General features: G+C 71.7%; 15 protein-coding genes and 1 pseudogene. 10 read left to right on the top strand and 6 right to left on the bottom strand.

All coding sequences use genetic code 11. The features are described 5' to 3' along the window. The first annotated feature begins 6 nt into the window (after window positions 1-6). The 4 genes from ACWCV9_RS30015 (at window position 7) to ACWCV9_RS30030 (ending at window position 4,059) form a co-directional block, all read left to right on the top strand. Entirely contained in the window at window positions 7-804 is a 798-nt protein-coding gene (locus ACWCV9_RS30015; protein WP_450791220.1) for a restriction endonuclease, read from the top strand. Window positions 805-925: 121 nt separating this feature from the next. Further along, on the top strand, window positions 926-1,150 hold the full coding sequence (locus ACWCV9_RS30020) for a helix-turn-helix domain-containing protein (protein ID WP_450791222.1): 225 nt from the start codon (window positions 926-928) through the stop codon (window positions 1,148-1,150). A 128-nt stretch (window positions 1,151-1,278) separates the two neighbouring features. After that, window positions 1,279-1,524: a DUF5133 domain-containing protein gene (locus tag ACWCV9_RS30025; RefSeq protein ID WP_450791224.1), complete on the top strand. Its 246-nt coding sequence runs from the start codon at window positions 1,279-1,281 to the stop codon at window positions 1,522-1,524. Between the two features lie 216 nt (window positions 1,525-1,740). Continuing rightward, a complete protein-coding gene (locus tag ACWCV9_RS30030) occupies window positions 1,741-4,059 on the top strand; it encodes a tetratricopeptide repeat protein (RefSeq protein ID WP_450791226.1) in 2,319 nt (772 codons plus the stop codon). A 119-nt stretch (window positions 4,060-4,178) separates the two neighbouring features. Here the strand turns inward: ACWCV9_RS30030 and ACWCV9_RS30035 are convergent, their stop codons facing one another. Further along, window positions 4,179-4,766 carry a hypothetical protein gene (locus ACWCV9_RS30035; RefSeq protein WP_450791227.1) on the bottom strand — a complete coding sequence of 196 codons (588 nt, stop codon included), beginning with the start codon at window positions 4,764-4,766 and terminating at the stop codon, window positions 4,179-4,181. 202 nt (window positions 4,767-4,968) lie between these two features. Here ACWCV9_RS30035 and ACWCV9_RS30040 point away from each other — a divergent pair, with 202 nt between their 5' ends. Then, window positions 4,969-6,012 carry a helix-turn-helix transcriptional regulator gene (locus ACWCV9_RS30040; protein WP_450791229.1) on the top strand — a complete coding sequence of 348 codons (1,044 nt, stop codon included), beginning with the start codon at window positions 4,969-4,971 and terminating at the stop codon, window positions 6,010-6,012. 44 nt (window positions 6,013-6,056) lie between these two features. Here ACWCV9_RS30040 and ACWCV9_RS30045 read toward each other — a convergent pair whose 3' ends face one another. Together ACWCV9_RS30045 and ACWCV9_RS30050 are read right to left on the bottom strand one after the other, a co-directional pair. Then, the gene (locus ACWCV9_RS30045; protein WP_450791231.1) at window positions 6,057-7,022 is read right to left on the bottom strand and encodes an SDR family oxidoreductase; all 966 of its coding nucleotides are present in this window, start codon (window positions 7,020-7,022) and stop codon (window positions 6,057-6,059) included. 41 nt (window positions 7,023-7,063) lie between these two features. Next, a complete protein-coding gene (locus ACWCV9_RS30050; protein ID WP_450791233.1) occupies window positions 7,064-8,257 on the bottom strand; it encodes a serine hydrolase domain-containing protein in 1,194 nt (397 codons plus the stop codon). A gap of 212 nt (window positions 8,258-8,469) precedes the next feature. Between ACWCV9_RS30050 and ACWCV9_RS30055 the strand changes: the two genes are divergently transcribed. Continuing rightward, window positions 8,470-9,015 (top strand): hypothetical protein, encoded by a 546-nt coding sequence (locus tag ACWCV9_RS30055; RefSeq protein WP_450791235.1) that lies wholly within the window; start codon window positions 8,470-8,472, stop codon window positions 9,013-9,015. A 293-nt stretch (window positions 9,016-9,308) separates the two neighbouring features. On the opposite strand, the gene ACWCV9_RS30060 is transcribed toward ACWCV9_RS30055, so the two are convergent. Further along, window positions 9,309-10,157 carry a helix-turn-helix transcriptional regulator gene (locus ACWCV9_RS30060; RefSeq protein WP_385846457.1) on the bottom strand — a complete coding sequence of 283 codons (849 nt, stop codon included), beginning with the start codon at window positions 10,155-10,157 and terminating at the stop codon, window positions 9,309-9,311. A 139-nt stretch (window positions 10,158-10,296) separates the two neighbouring features. Between ACWCV9_RS30060 and ACWCV9_RS30065 the strand changes: the two genes are divergently transcribed. From ACWCV9_RS30065 to ACWCV9_RS30075, 3 genes and pseudogenes are all read left to right on the top strand, one after another. Continuing rightward, window positions 10,297-11,076 carry an NAD(P)H-dependent oxidoreductase gene (locus tag ACWCV9_RS30065; protein ID WP_450791237.1) on the top strand — a complete coding sequence of 260 codons (780 nt, stop codon included), beginning with the start codon at window positions 10,297-10,299 and terminating at the stop codon, window positions 11,074-11,076. 44 nt (window positions 11,077-11,120) lie between these two features. Beyond that, window positions 11,121-11,209 (top strand): annotated as a pseudogene (locus ACWCV9_RS30070) (IS5/IS1182 family transposase); the annotation flags it as partial. Between the two features lie 507 nt (window positions 11,210-11,716). After that, window positions 11,717-12,967, top strand: coding sequence for an alpha/beta hydrolase family protein (locus ACWCV9_RS30075; protein WP_450791239.1), 1,251 nt, complete (start codon window positions 11,717-11,719; stop codon window positions 12,965-12,967). Window positions 12,968-13,145: 178 nt separating this feature from the next. On the opposite strand, the gene ACWCV9_RS30080 is transcribed toward ACWCV9_RS30075, so the two are convergent. Further along, window positions 13,146-13,907 carry a DeoR/GlpR family DNA-binding transcription regulator gene (locus ACWCV9_RS30080; protein ID WP_450791240.1) on the bottom strand — a complete coding sequence of 254 codons (762 nt, stop codon included), beginning with the start codon at window positions 13,905-13,907 and terminating at the stop codon, window positions 13,146-13,148. Between the two features lie 90 nt (window positions 13,908-13,997). On the opposite strand from ACWCV9_RS30080, the gene ACWCV9_RS30085 reads away from it, so the two are divergent. Next, window positions 13,998-15,224 (top strand): MFS transporter, encoded by a 1,227-nt coding sequence (locus tag ACWCV9_RS30085; RefSeq protein WP_450791242.1) that lies wholly within the window; start codon window positions 13,998-14,000, stop codon window positions 15,222-15,224. Between the two features lie 197 nt (window positions 15,225-15,421). On the opposite strand, the gene ACWCV9_RS30090 is transcribed toward ACWCV9_RS30085, so the two are convergent. Then, window positions 15,422-16,672 carry an NAD(P)/FAD-dependent oxidoreductase gene (locus tag ACWCV9_RS30090; protein ID WP_450791244.1) on the bottom strand — a complete coding sequence of 417 codons (1,251 nt, stop codon included), beginning with the start codon at window positions 16,670-16,672 and terminating at the stop codon, window positions 15,422-15,424. Between the last annotated feature and the right edge of the window lie 79 nt (window positions 16,673-16,751).

Raw genomic sequence — 16,751 nt, forward strand, 5'->3', positions numbered from 1 at the left:
GCCGGGATGGCCATACCGACACGCCCTGTTCGCCGTGCGGGTCGTGAACGGCGGTTCGATCTGCGCGTCACCGCTCTGTTCTTCATACTGCTGGCGATCATCTTCTGCGTTCTGGTGTTCTTGGTGCGCACCGCGGCGGGCATCGTCGAGCGCCGTCCCCTGTGGGCCGTTGCCCTGGCCCTGCTCGGCGTCGGGGCCGTTCTGACGTCCCGGTCCCGGTGGCGCAAGGCGTCCGTCACCCGCTACGCCGGCCGCGCCGCCCGGGCGCTGGAGGAAGCAGCCGAGTTGGCGTCCGATGACCTGCGCGACACGAGGGTGGTGGAAGCCGGCCGGCCGGCGGCGCCGGCGGAGGAACCGGCAGAGGACGTCGCTGACCCAGTGCCGGCAGCCACTGACGTCTGCTTGGCCGACTACGCCGGACTGGAACCCGAAGCTTTCGAGCGAGCCATAGCCGACCTGTGCGCCGGCAACGGCTGTCACGAGGTGGAAGTGGTCGGGGGCGCGGGCGATTTGGGGGCGGACGTCGTCGCGGTCACGCCGGACGGGCGGCGCGTGGTCATCCAGTGCAAACAGTACGGCGGCACCCACAAAGTCGGCTCACAGGACGTGCAGCGCTTCGGGGGTACCTGTTTCGCCATTCACGAGGCCGATGTCGCAGCGCTCGTCACGACGAGCGAGTTCACGGAGCCCGCCCTGGAGTACGCCCGGCAGTGCGGAATCGTGTGCGTGGACGGCTCCGGCCTGGTGGCCTGGTGCCACGGCACCGGCCCGAGCCCATGGCAACAGACCGGCACCGGGTCCTGAGCCGGCCGCACCCCGCCACGCGGCGGTGACGTCCTGCCGAACAAAGGGCGACGGCGGTCACATGGAAGGCGCCGATGCGGGCACCAGTGATCACACTCCCACTTCCGGAGAGGAGATCGTCGTGCACAAGGCAGCGAGCAAGGGTAAGTGGATCACCGGTGGCGCACGCGAGAAGCTGGCGGAAGTCTTCGCCGGGGAGTACAAGGAGGGCCGGTCGATCAGGGCCATAGCCGAGGCACACGGCCGGTCCTACGGGTTCGTGCATCGCGTGCTCACCGAAGCGGACGTACCGCTCAGGAGCCGCGGGGGCGACGTGCGTTCCGGCACCTCCCGGCAGCCGCGGTGACGAACCGCCCCGGTCCCGCGGGGTCGGCACCCGACGGCGGCAGGAGAGTGCATACGGTGACCGCGCGGGGGCAGACGGAAGTCGCCGGGCCCGGTGAAACGGCCTGTGTTTCGAGAAAGGTTGTCGCTGTGCTGCTGCCTGCCGAGAGGGAACTGCGTGCCGTACTGGCCCACTTCGCCGAGGCCCGTTTCCGCCATGACCTACGGCCCACAGGCCGGTCGAGCCGGGACCTGGAGGACACCTCCCGCAGGCTGTGCGCCATGACCGGCACCGAGTCGGTGGACGAGGCCCTGGCTGCCGCCGACGCCCTCCTGGAACAGCTTCGAGCTGAGCGCCAGGGGTCCGGCAAAGCCAGCCGGGCTCTGGCCGCCTGACGCGCCGACGCGCCACCGGTGGGCGGGACGGCGAGCGGCCCGGCTCCCGTGGCGGCCGGCTGCACGGCCTGCCCGCCCCGCCACGTCCCCCCTCCAGATGCCCCCGCGTAGGCTCGTCCGAGTCGCTTGGCGAAGTCCCGTTTCCCCCACCGATCCACACACCCCGCTCCTAGACTCGGGCTGTCAGGGGGACGGCATCGCACAGCGGGGGGCATTGTGGGCGAGCAGTGGAAAGGCATGCCTGATCCAGGCAAGGCCGTTGATCTGGCCGAGTTCATCGGTTTGCTGGGTGAACTGCGTGCATGGGCGGGGACGCCGTCCTATCGCTCGCTGGCCAAGCGGGTCGGGCCGCTGATGCGTCCCGCTCGGGTCGTCTCGCCGTACACGGTCGTGGATGCCTTCAAGGTCGGGCGGCGGCGGCTGGATCTGGACCTGGTGGTCGCGATCGTCCGGGCGCTCGGGGTGGACGAGGCCGGCACGGGTCACTGGCGGAATGCCTGCATCAGGGTGCATGCGCTGGCCAAGAGCGGCGGCCCTGTGGGGGTGTTCGGTCAGCTGCCCGCGGATCTCGCGACGTTCACCGGGCGCCAGGAGGAGCTGGCGCGTCTGATCGAAGCCGCGACGCACCCGGACGGTGGCGGCGCGAACACGGTCGTCGTCTCCGCGATCGAGGGCATGGCCGGGGTGGGCAAGACCCAGCTGGCCATCCACGCCGCACACGAACTGGTACGCGCAGGCCGCTTCGCGGAGGTCCAGCTGCACGTGAACCTCAGGGGCTTCGACCCCGAGCTGCCGCCCGCAGACCCCTCCGCGGTGCTGGAGGCGTTCCTGCGGCAACTGGGCGTGGCTGCCCAGCAGATCCCCGCGGACCGCGCCGAACGGGCAGCGATGTACCGTGACCGCTTACGTGAGCGCAGCGCGGTGGTCCTGCTGGACAATGCCGCCGACGAGGAACAGGTCCGCGACCTGATCCCCTCCAGTCCCACCTGCCTGGTCCTGATCACCAGCCGGCGCAGCCTGGCCGGCCTCGACGGCGTCGAGCCTCATCTGATCGGTCTCTTCTCCGAGACCGAATCACTGGAGCTGCTGGGGCGCATCGCGGGAGCGGACCGCGTCAAGGCCGAGCCCGAGGCCGCCGCCAGGGTCGTCGAGTACTGCAACCGTCTGCCGTTGGCCCTCGCCCTGGCCGCGGCGCGGCTACGCTCCCGCCCTGCCTGGAGTCTCGCGGAACTCGCCGACCGGTTGCAGGCCGGTCGGCTGGAGGCGATCCGCGCCGGCGGGCGCGCCATACGCCCGGTCTTCGATCTCTCCTACCGCAGCCTGCCCGAACCGCTGAAGGCGTTGTTCCGCTGTCTCGGGCTGCATCCGTGCGCCCATTTCACCGCAGCCTCCGTGGCGGCCCTGCAAGGCGTGGGTCTCGTACAGGCGCAGGAGATGCTGGAAACGCTGGTGGACGAGAACCTGCTCCAGCAAAGGAGCGCCGACCGGTACGCGCTGCACGACCTGCTCCGGGTCTTCGCAGCCGAACTCAGCAGCGAGGACCGGTCCGACGTGCGCCAGGAGGCACGACGACGGCTCGCGGACTGGTACCTCCACACGACATACCGTGCGGCCGTCGCGATCAGGACCGTGGAACTGCCGGAGGCCGGGCCGTGCGAGGCCGATGTGTCCCCGCTCGCGTTCGACTCGTACGACAAGGGCCTGAGCTGGCTCGACGAGGAGGGGGCGAACCTCGGCTCCGTGGTGCGTTGGGCGGCGGACAACGCGCTGCCCGAGCACGTGTGGCGGATCGCGCTCCACCAAAAGGGCCACTTCCTGCTTCGGTGGCGGCTGGAGGAGTACTTTGAAAGTCATGCCCTCGCGCTGGCCGCGGGCGGCGAGCTGGGCGACCGGTACGCCCAAGCCCGAGCCCACCACGGCATGGGTGTCGCCTACAGCCAGCTGAATCAGCTCGATGAAGCCGAAACCCACCTGAAGTCGGCGGTGGCACTCTTCCACTCCATCGGTGAACGCAGACTTGAAGCGAGCGCCCTCGCCGACATCGGCCTGATCCACGAGGCGCGCCAGGACTACCATGCCGCTGCCGCCGCCTACGACGAGGCGCTGACGGTGCTCGAGGATCTGGACGGCAGCCAGCGGCACCGGGGCGTGATCCGCCTGAACGCCGGATGGTTCCGCTACCTGATGGGCGACCACGCCGGGGCGCTGGATCAGTACACCGAAGCGATGGCGGACCTCCGGGCAGCGGGCGAAGCACGCGGTGAGGCCATCTGCCTCGGGAACATAGCGATCCTCCATCGCGGCACCGGGGACCACGAGAAGGCCCTGCACCACTTCCAGGAACAGCACAGGGCCAGCCTGACGATCGGCGACGAGTACTTCCAGGCCCAGAGCCTGATGGGAAGTGCTGTCAGCCTTGATGCACTGGGCAGGCCGGCCGAGGCACTCGAGCACCGCGACGCCTCGCTGGCCCTGGCCCAGACGGTCGGCGTCAGCGAGGAGGCCATCCTGGCGCACATCAACGGCTCACCGTGACCCCTGGACCGGAGGCGGACGTTCCCGGATCCGGCTGCCGACGCCGAATAGCCGTACGACCGGGCTCTGTTCACGCGGAGGCTCGCTGGAGCAGGGCGAGTGGACGTGGTGCTCGGGCATCAGCGGGCGGCCGTCGGCACGCCGTCCCTGCGTCGACGCCGCCAGTACGCCACTGTCAGCACCGCCAGCAGCGGCCCCCACAGCACCAGCGGCGCATAGCAGGAGTAGAACCATGCGCTGGCGAGCCCAGTACCCTGCCCGGGTGCGTCGGGCGGGAGTTCGTCGCCGCGGATGGTCTTCCCCATGACCGTCGTGATGGGGGACAACAGCGAGAACACCGCTGTCAGCACCGTCGCCCCGATGGCCGCGGGCACGGCCGCGAGCCTCACCGGCACCCGGTGCCCACGCAGCCCCGGCAACCAGCCGGGGAACACCTCGCCCCACCGTGCGACCAGCCCGATCGCCGTGAACGCCAGCAGTTCGGACACCACCGACAGCATCGGAACGTACAACCGCTCGCCCAGGCTCAACCCGCTGTCGAACGCCGCCGGCAACCGCCAGATGCTGGACGGGAGGACGACCAGCGGAACGGTGTACGCGAGCCGCCGCGTCCACCGCGAGACCCCGGGCACCGGCTCGTGCGCCGCCTTCCATGCCGTGCGGAGCCGTCTTATGACCATGGGCGCGCCCATGACGCTGCGGGACATGTGTGCCTCCTCGATCCGGCGGGACCAACGTCCCGTTCGGCATCGAAGATCGCAGCTCGCGGGCTGCGGGCGGATCGCTCCACCGGCGTATCTCGTCTCCGTCTCCGGGCGGAGCGCCGCCCACCCGCGTCAGACCTGCGAGTGGGCGCACACGCCACCCGGAGTGTCAGAATTCCTGGATTCGGTCCGCGATCCTTGAGGCATGCGTGCCGCCCGCCTGATCCGCATGGCTCTCCTGCTCCAGTCGAGCCCCGGTCTGACCGCCGAAGCCCTTGCCCGTGAGCTGGACGTCTCCAGACGCACCGTGATACGCGACGCCCAGGCCTTGCAGGAGGCGGGTGTTCCCGTCCGGTCCGAACGCGGCCGCGCCGGCGGATACCACCTCGCGCCGGGCCACCGGACCCGGCTCACCACACTCCGACCCACCGAGGCGGAGACGCTCTACCTCTCCGGTCTGCCCACGGCCCTGCGCGATCTCGGGCTGTCGAACGCGGCGGACACGGCCCGGCTGAAGTTGTCGGCCACCCTGCTCCCGTCGCTGCGTGCGGCCGCCGAGTCGTCGGTGCGCCGCTTCCACCTGGACGCCCCGGCCTGGTTCCGGGAGCCGTCGGCACCGGAGCTGCTGCCCGAGCTGGCCCGCGCGGTGTGGTCCGACCGCACCGTCGAACTGACCTACGCCCGGCCGGGACGCGACGGCACCCCGCCCCGCACGGTGACCCGCCTGCTGGAACCGTACGGGCTCGTCCTGAAAGCAGGGGTCTGGTACGTGGTGGGCCGCGTCCCCGGTGAGCCGACGGAGCCGGCGGGCCGGGACGGCACCTGGCGCACCTACCGCGTCGACCGCGTCACCGCGCTCACCCCTGCTCCCGGCGCCGACGAACCCTTCGTACGCGACCCGTCCTTCGACCTGGCCGGCCACTGGGAGGCGCACGCAGCCGCATTCGCCCGGGCCCTGCTGCGTACGACCGTCACCGTGCGCCTGACCGAGCAAGGTCTGCGGCGCCTGCCCACCGTGGTGGACCCGGCCGGCGTGGACGAGGCGCTGGCGTCCGCGACCGCGCCGGACGCCGCCGGGCGCGTCACGCTCGGCCTGCCGGCGGAGTCGGAGGACGTCGCCTTCGCCCAGCTGGCCGGGCTGGGCGCGGACGTGGAGGTGCTGGCCCCCGAGGGCCTGCGCGCTCGCTTTCGCGAGCATGCGCGGGCCCTCGCCGCCTTGTACGGTGCGGAGCCGGAGGATCGTCGGTAGTCGTCCGCCGTGCCGTATCGGCAGTGGTCGTCCGCCGTGCCGTATCAGCGGTAGTCGTCCGCCGTGTCGTCCTTCCCGCCGTACCTGACGTCCTCGAAGTACGCCCAGGCGTCGGGCTGGCTGCCGTCCACATCGCGCACGCCGTAGGTCCTGGCGAGTTCCGCGCTGGAGGCGGACTTGCCGTTCCAGCGGGCCGCCCGGTCCGGGTCGGCGGCGAGCGCGGCGACCGCGCGGGCGAGGTAGTGCGGCGACTCGGCGATGGCGAAGCCCGGTTCCTGGGCGACGGCGTCCCGCCAGTTCCCCTCCGTCACGCCGAAGTGGGCGAGCATCTGCTCCGAGCGCAGGAAGCCCGGCGTGACGGCGACCGCCGTGCCCCCGTACTCCGCCAGTTCCTCTCCCAGCCCGAAGGCGATCCGGATCGGTGCGTTCTTCGCCAGGTCGTAGTAGAGGTTCTCGCGGTACCGACGGTTGGAGGCCGCCGTGCCGTCGGTGACCTCGACGTGCAGCGGCGCGTCCGAGCGGACCAGGAGCGGCAGGGCGAGTGCCGCGGTGATCACGTGGGAGCGTACCCCCAGCTCCAGGATGCGCAGGCCGTCGGCGAGCGGCGTCTGCCAGCTCTTCTTGCCGAAGACGGAGCCGACGAGCAGGTGCTCGCCGCCCCACAGGTCGTTGACCAGGATGTCGAGCCGCCCGTGATCGCGGTCGATCGTCTCGACGAGAGCCCGTACCTGCTCCTCGTCCAGATGATCGGTGGGTACGGCGATGCCGGTGCCGCCGGCCTGCGTGACCAGCTCCGCGGTCTCCTCGATGGTCTCCGTAGGCCGGCCGACCTCACTGACGTGGGCGCGGGTGGTACGGCCGGTGACATAGACGGTGGCGCCGGCACGGCCGAGTTCGACGGCGAGAGCACGCCCGGCGCCGCGTGTTGCCCCGGCGACGAGCGCGATCCGGCCGGCGAGCGGACCCTGCTGGCTGCCGACCTCGCTGTTGGTGTCCTTGTTCTTCTCCATGCCACCACGGTGCACGCTCAAGGTGACAGTTCCTGTCACCCTTACCGAGCGTCGGGGGCCTGGGCACACAGTGCGTGGTCGATCAGGGCGCTGGCCGCGTTCTCCTGCGCCACTATGTGCTGGGCGGTGTCGCCGCGGGCCTCGGACATGGAGACCACCGCGCTTCGACTGCCGTCGTCGGTGACGCCGTTGAGGGTGATGTAGCCGCCGTCCCCGCCCTCATGGCCCCAGTAGGTTCCTCCGCAGCCGAGGGGGCGTTCGACCAGGCCGAGCCCGTATCGGCCGCCGGGCCACAGCCGTTGGACCTCCGCGCTCACGGGGACGGTCTGCTTCATCTTCGCCAGCTGCCGTGCCGGGAGCAGACGGCCGCCGAGCAGCGCGCGGAAGAAGCGGTTCTCGTCCCGCGTGGTCGTCACCCACGAAAGGTTCTCGTCATCCACCGGGATCTGGTCGGTGACATCCACCCGGGAGCCGGGGCCGAAGAACTGGTAGGCCTGGGCATGGGGCCGGGGCAGGCTGGGCGAGGTCCCCATCCACCGGGTCTGGTCCAGGCCCAGCGGGCGCAGGATGCGGAGGTCGATCTCCTGGTGGGCGGGGCGACCGGTGACCTTCTGGATGATCATGCCGAGCAGGACGTAGTTGGTGTTGGAGTACGCCCATCCCTGGCCGGGCGGGAAGTCCGGCGCGTGGGCCATGGCGAGTTCGATCAGCTGCTCGGGCTCGTGGACGCGGTGGCGCTGCTGGTAGTACTCCTTCGGTGTGGTGTACCCGGGCAGGGCGTCGTGGATACCGCTGGTGTGCTGGAGCAGTCGCCGGATGGTGACCCGGCTGCCCTCGTTGCCGTGGCCCCGCACCACCCCGGGCAGCCAGTGGTCGACCGTGTCGTTCAGGGACAGCCTGCCCTCGGCCTCCAGTTGCAGGACCACCGTGGCAACCAGCGTCTTGGAGGTGCTGGCCATGCGGAAGTAGCCGTCGGACGGGACCGGGCGGCCGGTGTTCACGTCGGCGGTGCCGCTGGTGGCGACGGACTGCCGGCCGTCGGGCGCAACGACGCGGGCCTGTACACCGCTGACACCGAGGTGGTGAATCGTTGCGGTGTCCTTGCGCAGCTGCTCCGCAGCGGAGCGAGGGGCAGGCTGGGCACCGGTGGTACCCGAGCAGGCGGTGAGCAGCGTAGCGACACCGAGGGCAGTGGCGGTGGCGGTGGCGATGCGCTTTCGCAGAATCGAACCCATGGACGAACGCTAATGTCGCCCCGGCGAAGGCCACGATCCGGCGCACCCCAAGATCACAACGGGGGGTATCCCCCGGAGCGGCCTGTTACCGCTCTGACGCTGGCCTGCCACCCGCGGCGCGCCGGTGAGCAGCTCGGAATCGAGCAGCACAGTCGCAGGCCTCCGGCGTGTGTGGGCGGGCGCCGGGGCCCTCGGGGCGCGAAGCTAAGAGGGTGACGATCAAAAGCGAGCATCCGGCGAGTGCTGAGCAGATCCACGCAGCATTGGTCGCTCTCGGGGCCGAACCGGCGACGGATCCCAAGGCACGGCCCGAGGGAGCACAGCAATCGGACCGTCTGCGGCTGCTGGGCAATCTGCTGGCCAAGACAGAGGCGGAGATCACCACCGCCACCCGCCTGACCGAGGAAGGAGAGATCGAGGACGTCCTCGACACCATGCTCGGCTGGACGGACCAGCTCGGCTCCGACCCCAGCCTTGCGGTCAACGTCCTGAGCAACAGACTGCAACGCACCGCCATGCAAGTCTCGGAATCCGACGCAGACGAAACGCCTCCGGGCCAGGAGGCGTCCTTCGCCGCCGCCATGACGGCGCTGTACACCCTCAGCGCCCAAGTCCACGCCGACCAAGGTGACGTGGAGGGAACCCGCCGGGCTCTGAGCGGAGCGGAAGAAGCCCTCATCGACATCATCCAAGGCATGCACGACCTGCGCGTCGCCATCGGCGACGCGCCCGGACCCGAGCACGAGACCGACGTCTGACCTGCGTGACTCCTCTCCCCCACGAACCGGCCTGTCTGCGCTGAGGTGGTCACCGCGGGCCACGTCCTTCGGCAGCCGAGCGCACACGGTCGCTCCGGCGACGAGGCCGGCCGGGCCATCCAGGACCGGGGAGGACGGCGCGGGCGCGGGCGGCCGCGTGCGGCCGGCTGCTGCCGTACGGCGACACGGTCGATGTCGATGCCGTACCACCGCGCGGTCCCGTTCCGTCCCCGGAGCGCCCCAGACCGCCGACAGCGTGCCACGCTTCGGCGGCACCGCCCCACCGCTCAGGGCTACTCGCGCACCTCGGCGTTCACTGCGCGGGGCACGTCACCGCTGTCCGCGTCGAGGCTCGCGAGCAGGCGCAGTCCGTCCTCGGCGGGGCTGCCGGGAGCGGCGGACAGGACCAGTAGCTCCATGCCCGATTCGTCGGGCAGCGCGAAGTTCTCCTGGTGCAGTTCGAGGAGTCCGACCAGGGGGTGCCGGTAGGCCTTGCGTCCATGGGTGCGGGCGCGTACGTCGGCGCGGGCCCACAGCCGGCGGAAGCGCTCGCTGCCCATCGCCAGCTCGCCGACGAGCGAGGTCAGGCGGGGGTCGTCGGGGTATGTGCCGGCGGCCAGGCGCAGGTGCCCGACCACGTCGAGGGTGCATGTCTCCCAGTCGGCGTACAGACCGCGCTCGGCCTCCTCGAGGAAGATGTGCCGGGCGATGTTCAGGCCCGGTATCGGCTTGCCGAACAGGAGCCCGGCGAGGCGGTTGCCCGCGAGCACGTCCAGGCGGTGGTCCATGATCAGCGCGGGTGCGTCGGTGACCAGACCGAGGACGCGCAGCAGCTCCGGCCGGACCCGGCCGCTCGGCGCCTTCGTGCGGCGGCGGCGCTGCCGGGCGAGCCGCTCGAGGTGCCCGCGTTCGGTCTCGTCCAGACCGAGGACGCGGGCGAGCGCGTCGAGGACCTGTTCGGATGGCTGGGTCGCGCGGCCCTGTTCCAGGCGTATGTAGTAGTCGACGCTGACTCCGGACAGGTGTGCGACCTCTTCACGGCGCAGCCCCTGGACCCGGCGGCGGCTGCCGGCTGGGATGCCGGCGGCGGCCGGGTCGACTCGGGCGCGCCGTGTCCGGAGGAAGCCCGCAAGATCGTCCATGCCTCCAGTATGGCCTCGGCGCTGCCCGTGAAGGTGGCCCTGCCAGTACCAGGAAGTCCCGTCCGATGGACGAAGCGTCCCTGAACGGCGGGCGCCACCGCGTCCAGGATCGAAGGCATCCGATCCGAAGGAGCCCGTCATGAAGACGCTGATCGTCCACGCCCACCCGGAGCCGAAGTCGCTCAACAGCTCACTGAAGAATCTCGCGGTGTCCACGCTGGAGAGCGCCGGGCACGAGGTACGGGTGAGCGATCTCTACGCGATGAACTGGAAGGCGATCGTGGACGCCACGGACTACGGCCCCAACGCCTCGACCCCGCTCAGGGTCGCCGTGGACTCCGGTCGGGCCTTCCAGGCCGGGACACTCACCCCGGACGTCGTCGCCGAGCAGGAGAAGCTGCTGTGGGCCGACATGATCATCTTCCAGTTCCCGCTGTGGTGGTACAGCATGCCCGCGATCCTCAAGGGCTGGGTGGACCGGGTCTTCACCTACCGCTTCGCGTACGGCGTCGGCGAGCACAGCGACACCAAGTACGGCGAGCGCTTCGGCGAAGGCACCCTCGCCGGCAGGAAGGCCCTGCTGTCGGTGACCGTCGGCGGCCCCGAATCGCACTACGCCGCCCGCGGGATCAACGGCCCCATCGACGATCTGCTCTTCCCGATCCAGCACGGCATCCTCTACTACCCGGGCATCGAAGTGCTGCCACCGTTCGTGCTGTTCGGCACCGACCGGATAGGCGAGGAGGACTACCCGGACATCGCCAAGGCCTGGGAAGAGCGCCTGCTCACCCTGGAGTCGACCGAGCCGATCGCCTTCCGGCGGCAGAACTTCGGCGACTACGAGATCCCCTCGCTGCACCTGAAGGAGGGGCTGGAGCCCGCGGGCCGCACAGGTTTCGGGCTGCATGTGCGCGGCTGAGCCGCGCATCGGATGTGCCCGTCGGGTGAGTGATCACTGACGCGATGTGGGACCGGATCGAGCCGCCGATGCCGGCCGATCCGGTCCGCGGTCCCTGTGGGCCGATCACCATCGGACTCAGGAGGCCATCGCAAGCGTGCTTTTGCCCGCTGTCGCGGGCGCAGAGTGCCTGACGGCATCGGGCCATCTCTTACGGGCACCCTGCCGCGCGATGCCTCGGACGGCTCCCAGCTGCCGGTCGAATCCTGGAGGTCTGGTCGGGTTTGCAGCGTGGTCGGCCCAGGCCGGTGCGGGGAACTCGGATGCGTTCGAGTAGCGGGCGGGCGCAGATGCTGTCGTGGAGTTGGCCGGGCGTCAGCAGGATCGTGAGCGGGCGTCCTTTGCCGTCGCAGGCACGGTGGATTTCGCTGGTCGGTCCGCCACGGGATCGACCGAGGGCGTGCTCGACCGGTTCGTCCTGGGGGTGGTCACCCCCTCCTGGCGTCAGCTCGGCACGGTGGTCTCGTTCTGCCCCGGACGTACCGGGGGTTGCCCCCACCCCAGCACTCCCGGCAGCCCCATCGTTCGCGGCTCGCCCCGCTGGAAGCGTAGGGGGCACCGGAAAACCCCCTCAGCGCAACCGAACGAAGGGAAGACTTCGATGACCGACCCGCTACCGAAGCAGCAGTCGCGCCGCCGCACCGCCCTGCGGCTGTCCGCAGGCGCCGCCGTCCTCTGCCTGACCGCCGGGGCCGGCAGCGCCACCGCGACGGCGGCCGACCCAGGCGCCGGCCGGGCGCACCGCGGCACCGTGGTCTCGGTCACCCCGCTCGCCTTGCTGGACAGCCGGCAGGCCACCAACAGTGTCCGGGACGCCGGCTTCGTCACCCCGGCCGAACGGGGCGGGGTCGAGCTGGAGCGCGTGGTCTACCGGACCGTCACCCCTGCGGGGCTGCCCACCACCGCGAGCGGGCTCGTGGCACTCCCGCGTGATCCGGGGCCGCGCGCACTGACCACCGTCGAGTACGCGCACGGCACCATGGCCTACCGAGGTGAGGCTCCGTCAGTGGCGGACGGGCCCAACCGCGCGGCGGCTGTGATGTTCGCCGGGGACGGCTTCGCCGCGGTGGCACCGGACTACCTCGGGCTGGGAGTCGGGCCCGGCACCCACCCGTACCTGGACGCGCCCTCGGAGACCACGGCCTCGACCGACCTGCTGGTCGCCGCCCGGGAGGTCGAGGCCCGGCACGGCATGCGCGCCGACGGCAGGGTGCTGGTGACCGGCTTCTCCGAGGGTGGGGCGGCCGCAATGAGCATCGGGCGGGCGTTGCAGCACGGGCAGGTCCCCGGGTACCGGCTGACCGCACTGGCCCCGGTGAGCGGACCGTACGACCTGACGGGCAGCGAGCTGCCGGCCGCCCTCGACGGCCGACTTCTCGGCGCACATGCCACGTTCTACGCCTCGGACATGGTGGTCGCGTGGAACCGGCTGCACCGGCTCTACGGCTCGCCCTCCGAGGCCTTCCAGGCGCCCTACGACCGCACCGTGACCGACCTGTTCGACGGCGAGCACACCGACCCGCAGGTGGCCGCCGCCCTCCCGGACAGCCTGCGGCAGCTGTTCACCCCCGCCTTCCTGCGGCAACTCCGTCATCCGACCGGCAAGTTGGCGCAGATGTTCCGGGTGGCGGACAGCGTCTGCCAGTGGGCCCCGCATGTACCGGTCCGGCTCTACGACGCGGACGGCGACCGGGATGTGACACCCACCAACACCCTCAGCTGCAAAGCCCAGTTGGCGGCTGCCGGGGTCGACGCGCCGGTGATGGACGCGGGCGCCGCCGACCACAACGGCTCGGCGTTGGTCTCCTACCCCCTCATCCGCACCTGGTTCGACACCCTCGCCGGACACTGAGGCCCGGCTGTCGCCAGGCGGACTGAGCTCCAGCAGGTGGCCGCTGTTCATCGAGCACCGGCAACCGGTCATCTCAGCCTGGAAATGCCGTGACGGCGGATCGTCGTCATGCCTGCCGGAGAGGTGCCGGCAGCAGATGAGTGCCCGCCCGGAAGCCGCCCCCTGCCCGGGGCTGTCGTCAGACGGTGGTGACCGTGGTGCCTGCCGCTTCGAGGGCGGTGAGTTGCTCGGCGGAGGCGCCGGTGTCGGTGACGAGGGTGTGCAGGAGTCGTACGGGGCCGACGTGAGCGAAGGCGGTGCGGCCGAGTTTGCCGCTGTCGGCGGCCACGATCGTACGGCGGGCGGCGGCCATGGCGGCCTTCTTGATGGTGGCGTCGTCGAGGTCGTAGGCGGTCAGACCGTCGGTGGCGCCGAGGCCGCAGCAGCCGAGGACGGCGGTGTCGAAGCGCAGGGCGGAGATCGAGGCGAGGGCCAGGGGGCCGGTGAGAGCGCCTTCGGCGGCGCGAGGGCGGCCACCGGGGACGAGGAGGGTGGCCGGTCCGGGGGTGTCCCCGAAGACGTGCACGGCGGGCAGGGACAGCGGCATCACGGTCACGGGGCGTTCGCGCAGCAGACGGGCCACCTCCAGGCAGGTCGTTCCGCTGTCGAGGAGCACGGTTTCGCCGTCGGTGATCAGCGCGGAGACGGCGGCGGCGATTCGGCGCTTGGCGTCGACGGCCTCGCGGGCGCGCAGCGCGAACGGCGGCTCCTCGCCACGCAGGAGCAGGGTGCGGGCACCGCCGCGGAAGCGTTCCAGGATGCCCTGGGCTGCCAGGGTGTCGAGGTCCCGCCGGATGGTCATCTCGGAGGCGGCGGTGAGTTCGGCGAGTTCGAGGACGGTCGCGCTGCCGGCGTCCCGGACGGTCTCGGCGATCAGGGTGTGACGCTCCGCGGTGTTCATACCGAGATTGAACCCCATCCAGTAAACGCACAACAACGATGTTCGTTAGCCGAGTTTCGAACATTGAATATGTTCGTTATGGTCGAGGGTATGAAGCCCTCCCTCCGGGCCGCCCGCGTGGCGACCTACGTCTACTTCGTCCTGTGCGGCACCCTCATGGGCGCATGGGTCGTCCACATCCCCGCCATCGAGGCCCGCGTAGGCATCAGTCACGCCACCCTCGGCGCCCTGCTCGTGCTGCTCGGCCTCGGTGCCTTCGCCGGCATGCAGGCTGCCGGCCGCATCACCGACCGCCTCGGCGCCCGCGTCGTCGTCCCCGCGTCCGGGGCCCTGTGCGCCGGGTCGCTGGTGCTGCCCGGTCTCGCGCCGAACCCGTGGACGCTGGCCGTCGCGCTGGTGGTCTTCGGGTTCACCAACGGCTGCCTGGACGTGAGCATGAACGCCCACGCCGTCCACGTGGAGAAGGCCTACGGGCGGCCGGTCATGTCCGGCTTCCACGCCACCTTCTCCGTCGGCGGAGTGATCGCCGCCCTGGCCGCCGCCGCGGCCACCGCTGCCGGCCTCGGCCCGGCCGCCACCCTCGCTCTCCTCGGCACCGCGGGCCTCGCCACCGCCCTGCTGTCCGCCCGCAGCCTGCTGCCCGCCACCACACCGCCCGCCGAAACGGACAACGCCGGAAGCGGCACCGCCAAAGCCCCTGCGGCCGGCGGCACCGGCAACGTCCGCCGCCGGATCCGGATCTTCGCCGTCCTCGCGCTGATGGTCATGCTGTGCGAAGGCGCGGCCAACGACTGGAGCGCCCTGCACCTCAAGGACGTCCTCGGCACGCCCGCGAGCACCGCGGCATGCGCGTACGGCACCTACGCCGCCGCGATGACCAGCGGCCGCCTGCTCGCCGACCGGATCGTGACCCGCTACGGCTCGATGGCGGTCCTGCGCTACGGTGCGCTCACCGCGGCCGTCGGCATCAGCGTCGCCGCCCTGGCCCCCTGGGTGTGGGCGGCCTTTGCAGGATGGGCGCTGTTCGGCCTCGGCCTGTCCGGCTGCGTTCCCCAGCTGCTCAGCGCCGCCGGCCACGCCGGCCCCGCCGCCGCAGGAGCCAACGTCTCCCGCGTCGCCGCACTCGGCTACCTCGGCATGCTCGCCGGCCCCGCCGTCATCGGCTGGCTCACCCACGTCACCGCCCTCAACCACGCCTTCCTGCTGCTCACCTTGATGTGCGCCGCCACTGCCGCGACCGCCGGAGTCCTGCGCCCGACCACCCCCGGCACGCCCGCCGCCGACCTGACCCCCGCCCCGGCGAACAGCGCCCGCTGACGGGGAGGTTGCTACCGAGCGCATCGCCGCGTGCCGGGACGCTGCGCTGCGCGAGCCGGACCGCCCCCACGAGGAGTGGTACGGGCTATGGGTCGCCGCAAGGAGGCCCCCCGCCCTGACACCGCCGTCGGCCGCGCGGACTGCGGACTACTGGACACGTGATCCCTGGCCGGGTCCACGCACGGCCAGAGCGCTGCTCAGTCTCCCCGGAGGTCCTCCAGCACCTCCCGCGCCGCTCGCGAGCCGCTGGCGAGGGCGCCCTGGACGGAGCCCGTGCCGCGGTGATCGCCGCAGACGTAGTGCCCCGGCCCGGTGCGGCAGGACCGGGTCAGCGGCCACGGCGGCGGCATGGCGGGCAGCGCGTCCTCGACGGTACGCGCGGTCAGCAGCTCCCAGGCGGTGGCGTCCGTGCGGTACATCTCGGACAGGGCGGCGACCACGGCCGTCCGTACCGGCCCGGTGTCGCCGCCCAGCACCGAGGTGGCGACGAGGGCGCTGCCGCGCGGCGCGTACTCGGGCGCGACATCGCTGAGGACACAGGTGTTGAGCACCCGGCGGCGGGTGTCGACCAGCAGGACGGGCAGCCCCGACGGGGAGGCCGGGGCGACGTGGTAGTAGGTGGTCACCGTGCGGTGGGCCGGAACGTCCAGGCCGGGTAGCAGCCGTGCGGCTGCTCCGGCACCGGTCGCCACGACGACGGCGCGCGCCGGCAGCTCCGTGCCGTCCGCTGTCAGCACGCCCCGGCCGACCAGCTGTGACGCGGGAGTCCCGAGCCGTACAGTCCCCTCGGGCAGGGCCGCGGCCAGGGCGCGCGGGACGGACTGCACTCCGAAGGCCGGCAGGAACAGCGCGCCCCGCAGCATGCTGCGCCATACGAGGTGGAACATCCGGCTGGAGGTCTCCAGAGCGTCCTCCAGGAACACCCCGGAGAGGAACGGCCGGAAGAAGCCCTCCACGAACGGCTCGGAGAAGCCCGCGTCGGCCAGGGCCGCCCGGGTCGTGCGCTCGGGCGCGTGTCTGAGCGCGCGGGCCGGGCCCAGACCGTCGCGGGCGCCGAGCACGGCCAGCGCCGCCAGGTCGCGTGGCCGGGCGAGCCGCCCACTCAGCAGCGCGGCCACCGTGTCGGGGCGGCGGCGCGGGTCGGCGAGCAGCACGCGCCGGTCGCCGATGTGCACCAGGACGCCCGGCAGGAAGGGGCGCGGGTCGACGAACCGGGCGGGCACCCGGCGGCGCAGTTGCGGGTAGGCCGGGTTGACGACCTGGAAGCCGCGGTCCACCGTGAACCCGTCCACCCGGTCGGTGCGCATCCGTCCGCCGACCGCGTCGTCCGCCTCCAGCACCGTGACGTCCAGCCCGGCGACGGCCAGGTCGTGGGCACACGCGAGCCCGGCGACCCCGGCACCCACCACGACGACGTCCGCGGCCACCGATCCACCCGGCACGGCCACCACCTCTCCTCGTTCCTCAAGCGGCGTTTCCCCCACGGAACCGGCAACCCGGCGTCTTCCCGGACACTTCCCCGCGGGC

The sequence above is a fragment of the Streptomyces sp. NPDC001606 genome (assembly GCF_053596835.1).

Bases quoted from the DNA above. Each gene is read 5' to 3' on its own strand.
- ACWCV9_RS30015 (WP_450791220.1), top strand. From the start codon at position 7: ATGGCCATACCGACACGCCCTGTTCGCCGTGCGGGTCGTGAACGGCGG.
- ACWCV9_RS30035 (WP_450791227.1), bottom strand. From the start codon at position 4,766: ATGTCCCGCAGCGTCATGGGCGCGCCCATGGTCATAAGACGGCTCCGC.
- ACWCV9_RS30040 (WP_450791229.1), top strand. From the start codon at position 4,969: ATGCGTGCCGCCCGCCTGATCCGCATGGCTCTCCTGCTCCAGTCGAGC.
- ACWCV9_RS30045 (WP_450791231.1), bottom strand. From the start codon at position 7,022: ATGGAGAAGAACAAGGACACCAACAGCGAGGTCGGCAGCCAGCAGGGT.
- ACWCV9_RS30050 (WP_450791233.1), bottom strand. From the start codon at position 8,257: ATGGGTTCGATTCTGCGAAAGCGCATCGCCACCGCCACCGCCACTGCC.
- ACWCV9_RS30060 (WP_385846457.1), bottom strand. From the start codon at position 10,157: ATGGACGATCTTGCGGGCTTCCTCCGGACACGGCGCGCCCGAGTCGAC.
- ACWCV9_RS30065 (WP_450791237.1), top strand. From the start codon at position 10,297: ATGAAGACGCTGATCGTCCACGCCCACCCGGAGCCGAAGTCGCTCAAC.
- ACWCV9_RS30075 (WP_450791239.1), top strand. From the start codon at position 11,717: ATGACCGACCCGCTACCGAAGCAGCAGTCGCGCCGCCGCACCGCCCTG.
- ACWCV9_RS30080 (WP_450791240.1), bottom strand. From the start codon at position 13,907: ATGAACACCGCGGAGCGTCACACCCTGATCGCCGAGACCGTCCGGGAC.
- ACWCV9_RS30085 (WP_450791242.1), top strand. From the start codon at position 13,998: ATGAAGCCCTCCCTCCGGGCCGCCCGCGTGGCGACCTACGTCTACTTC.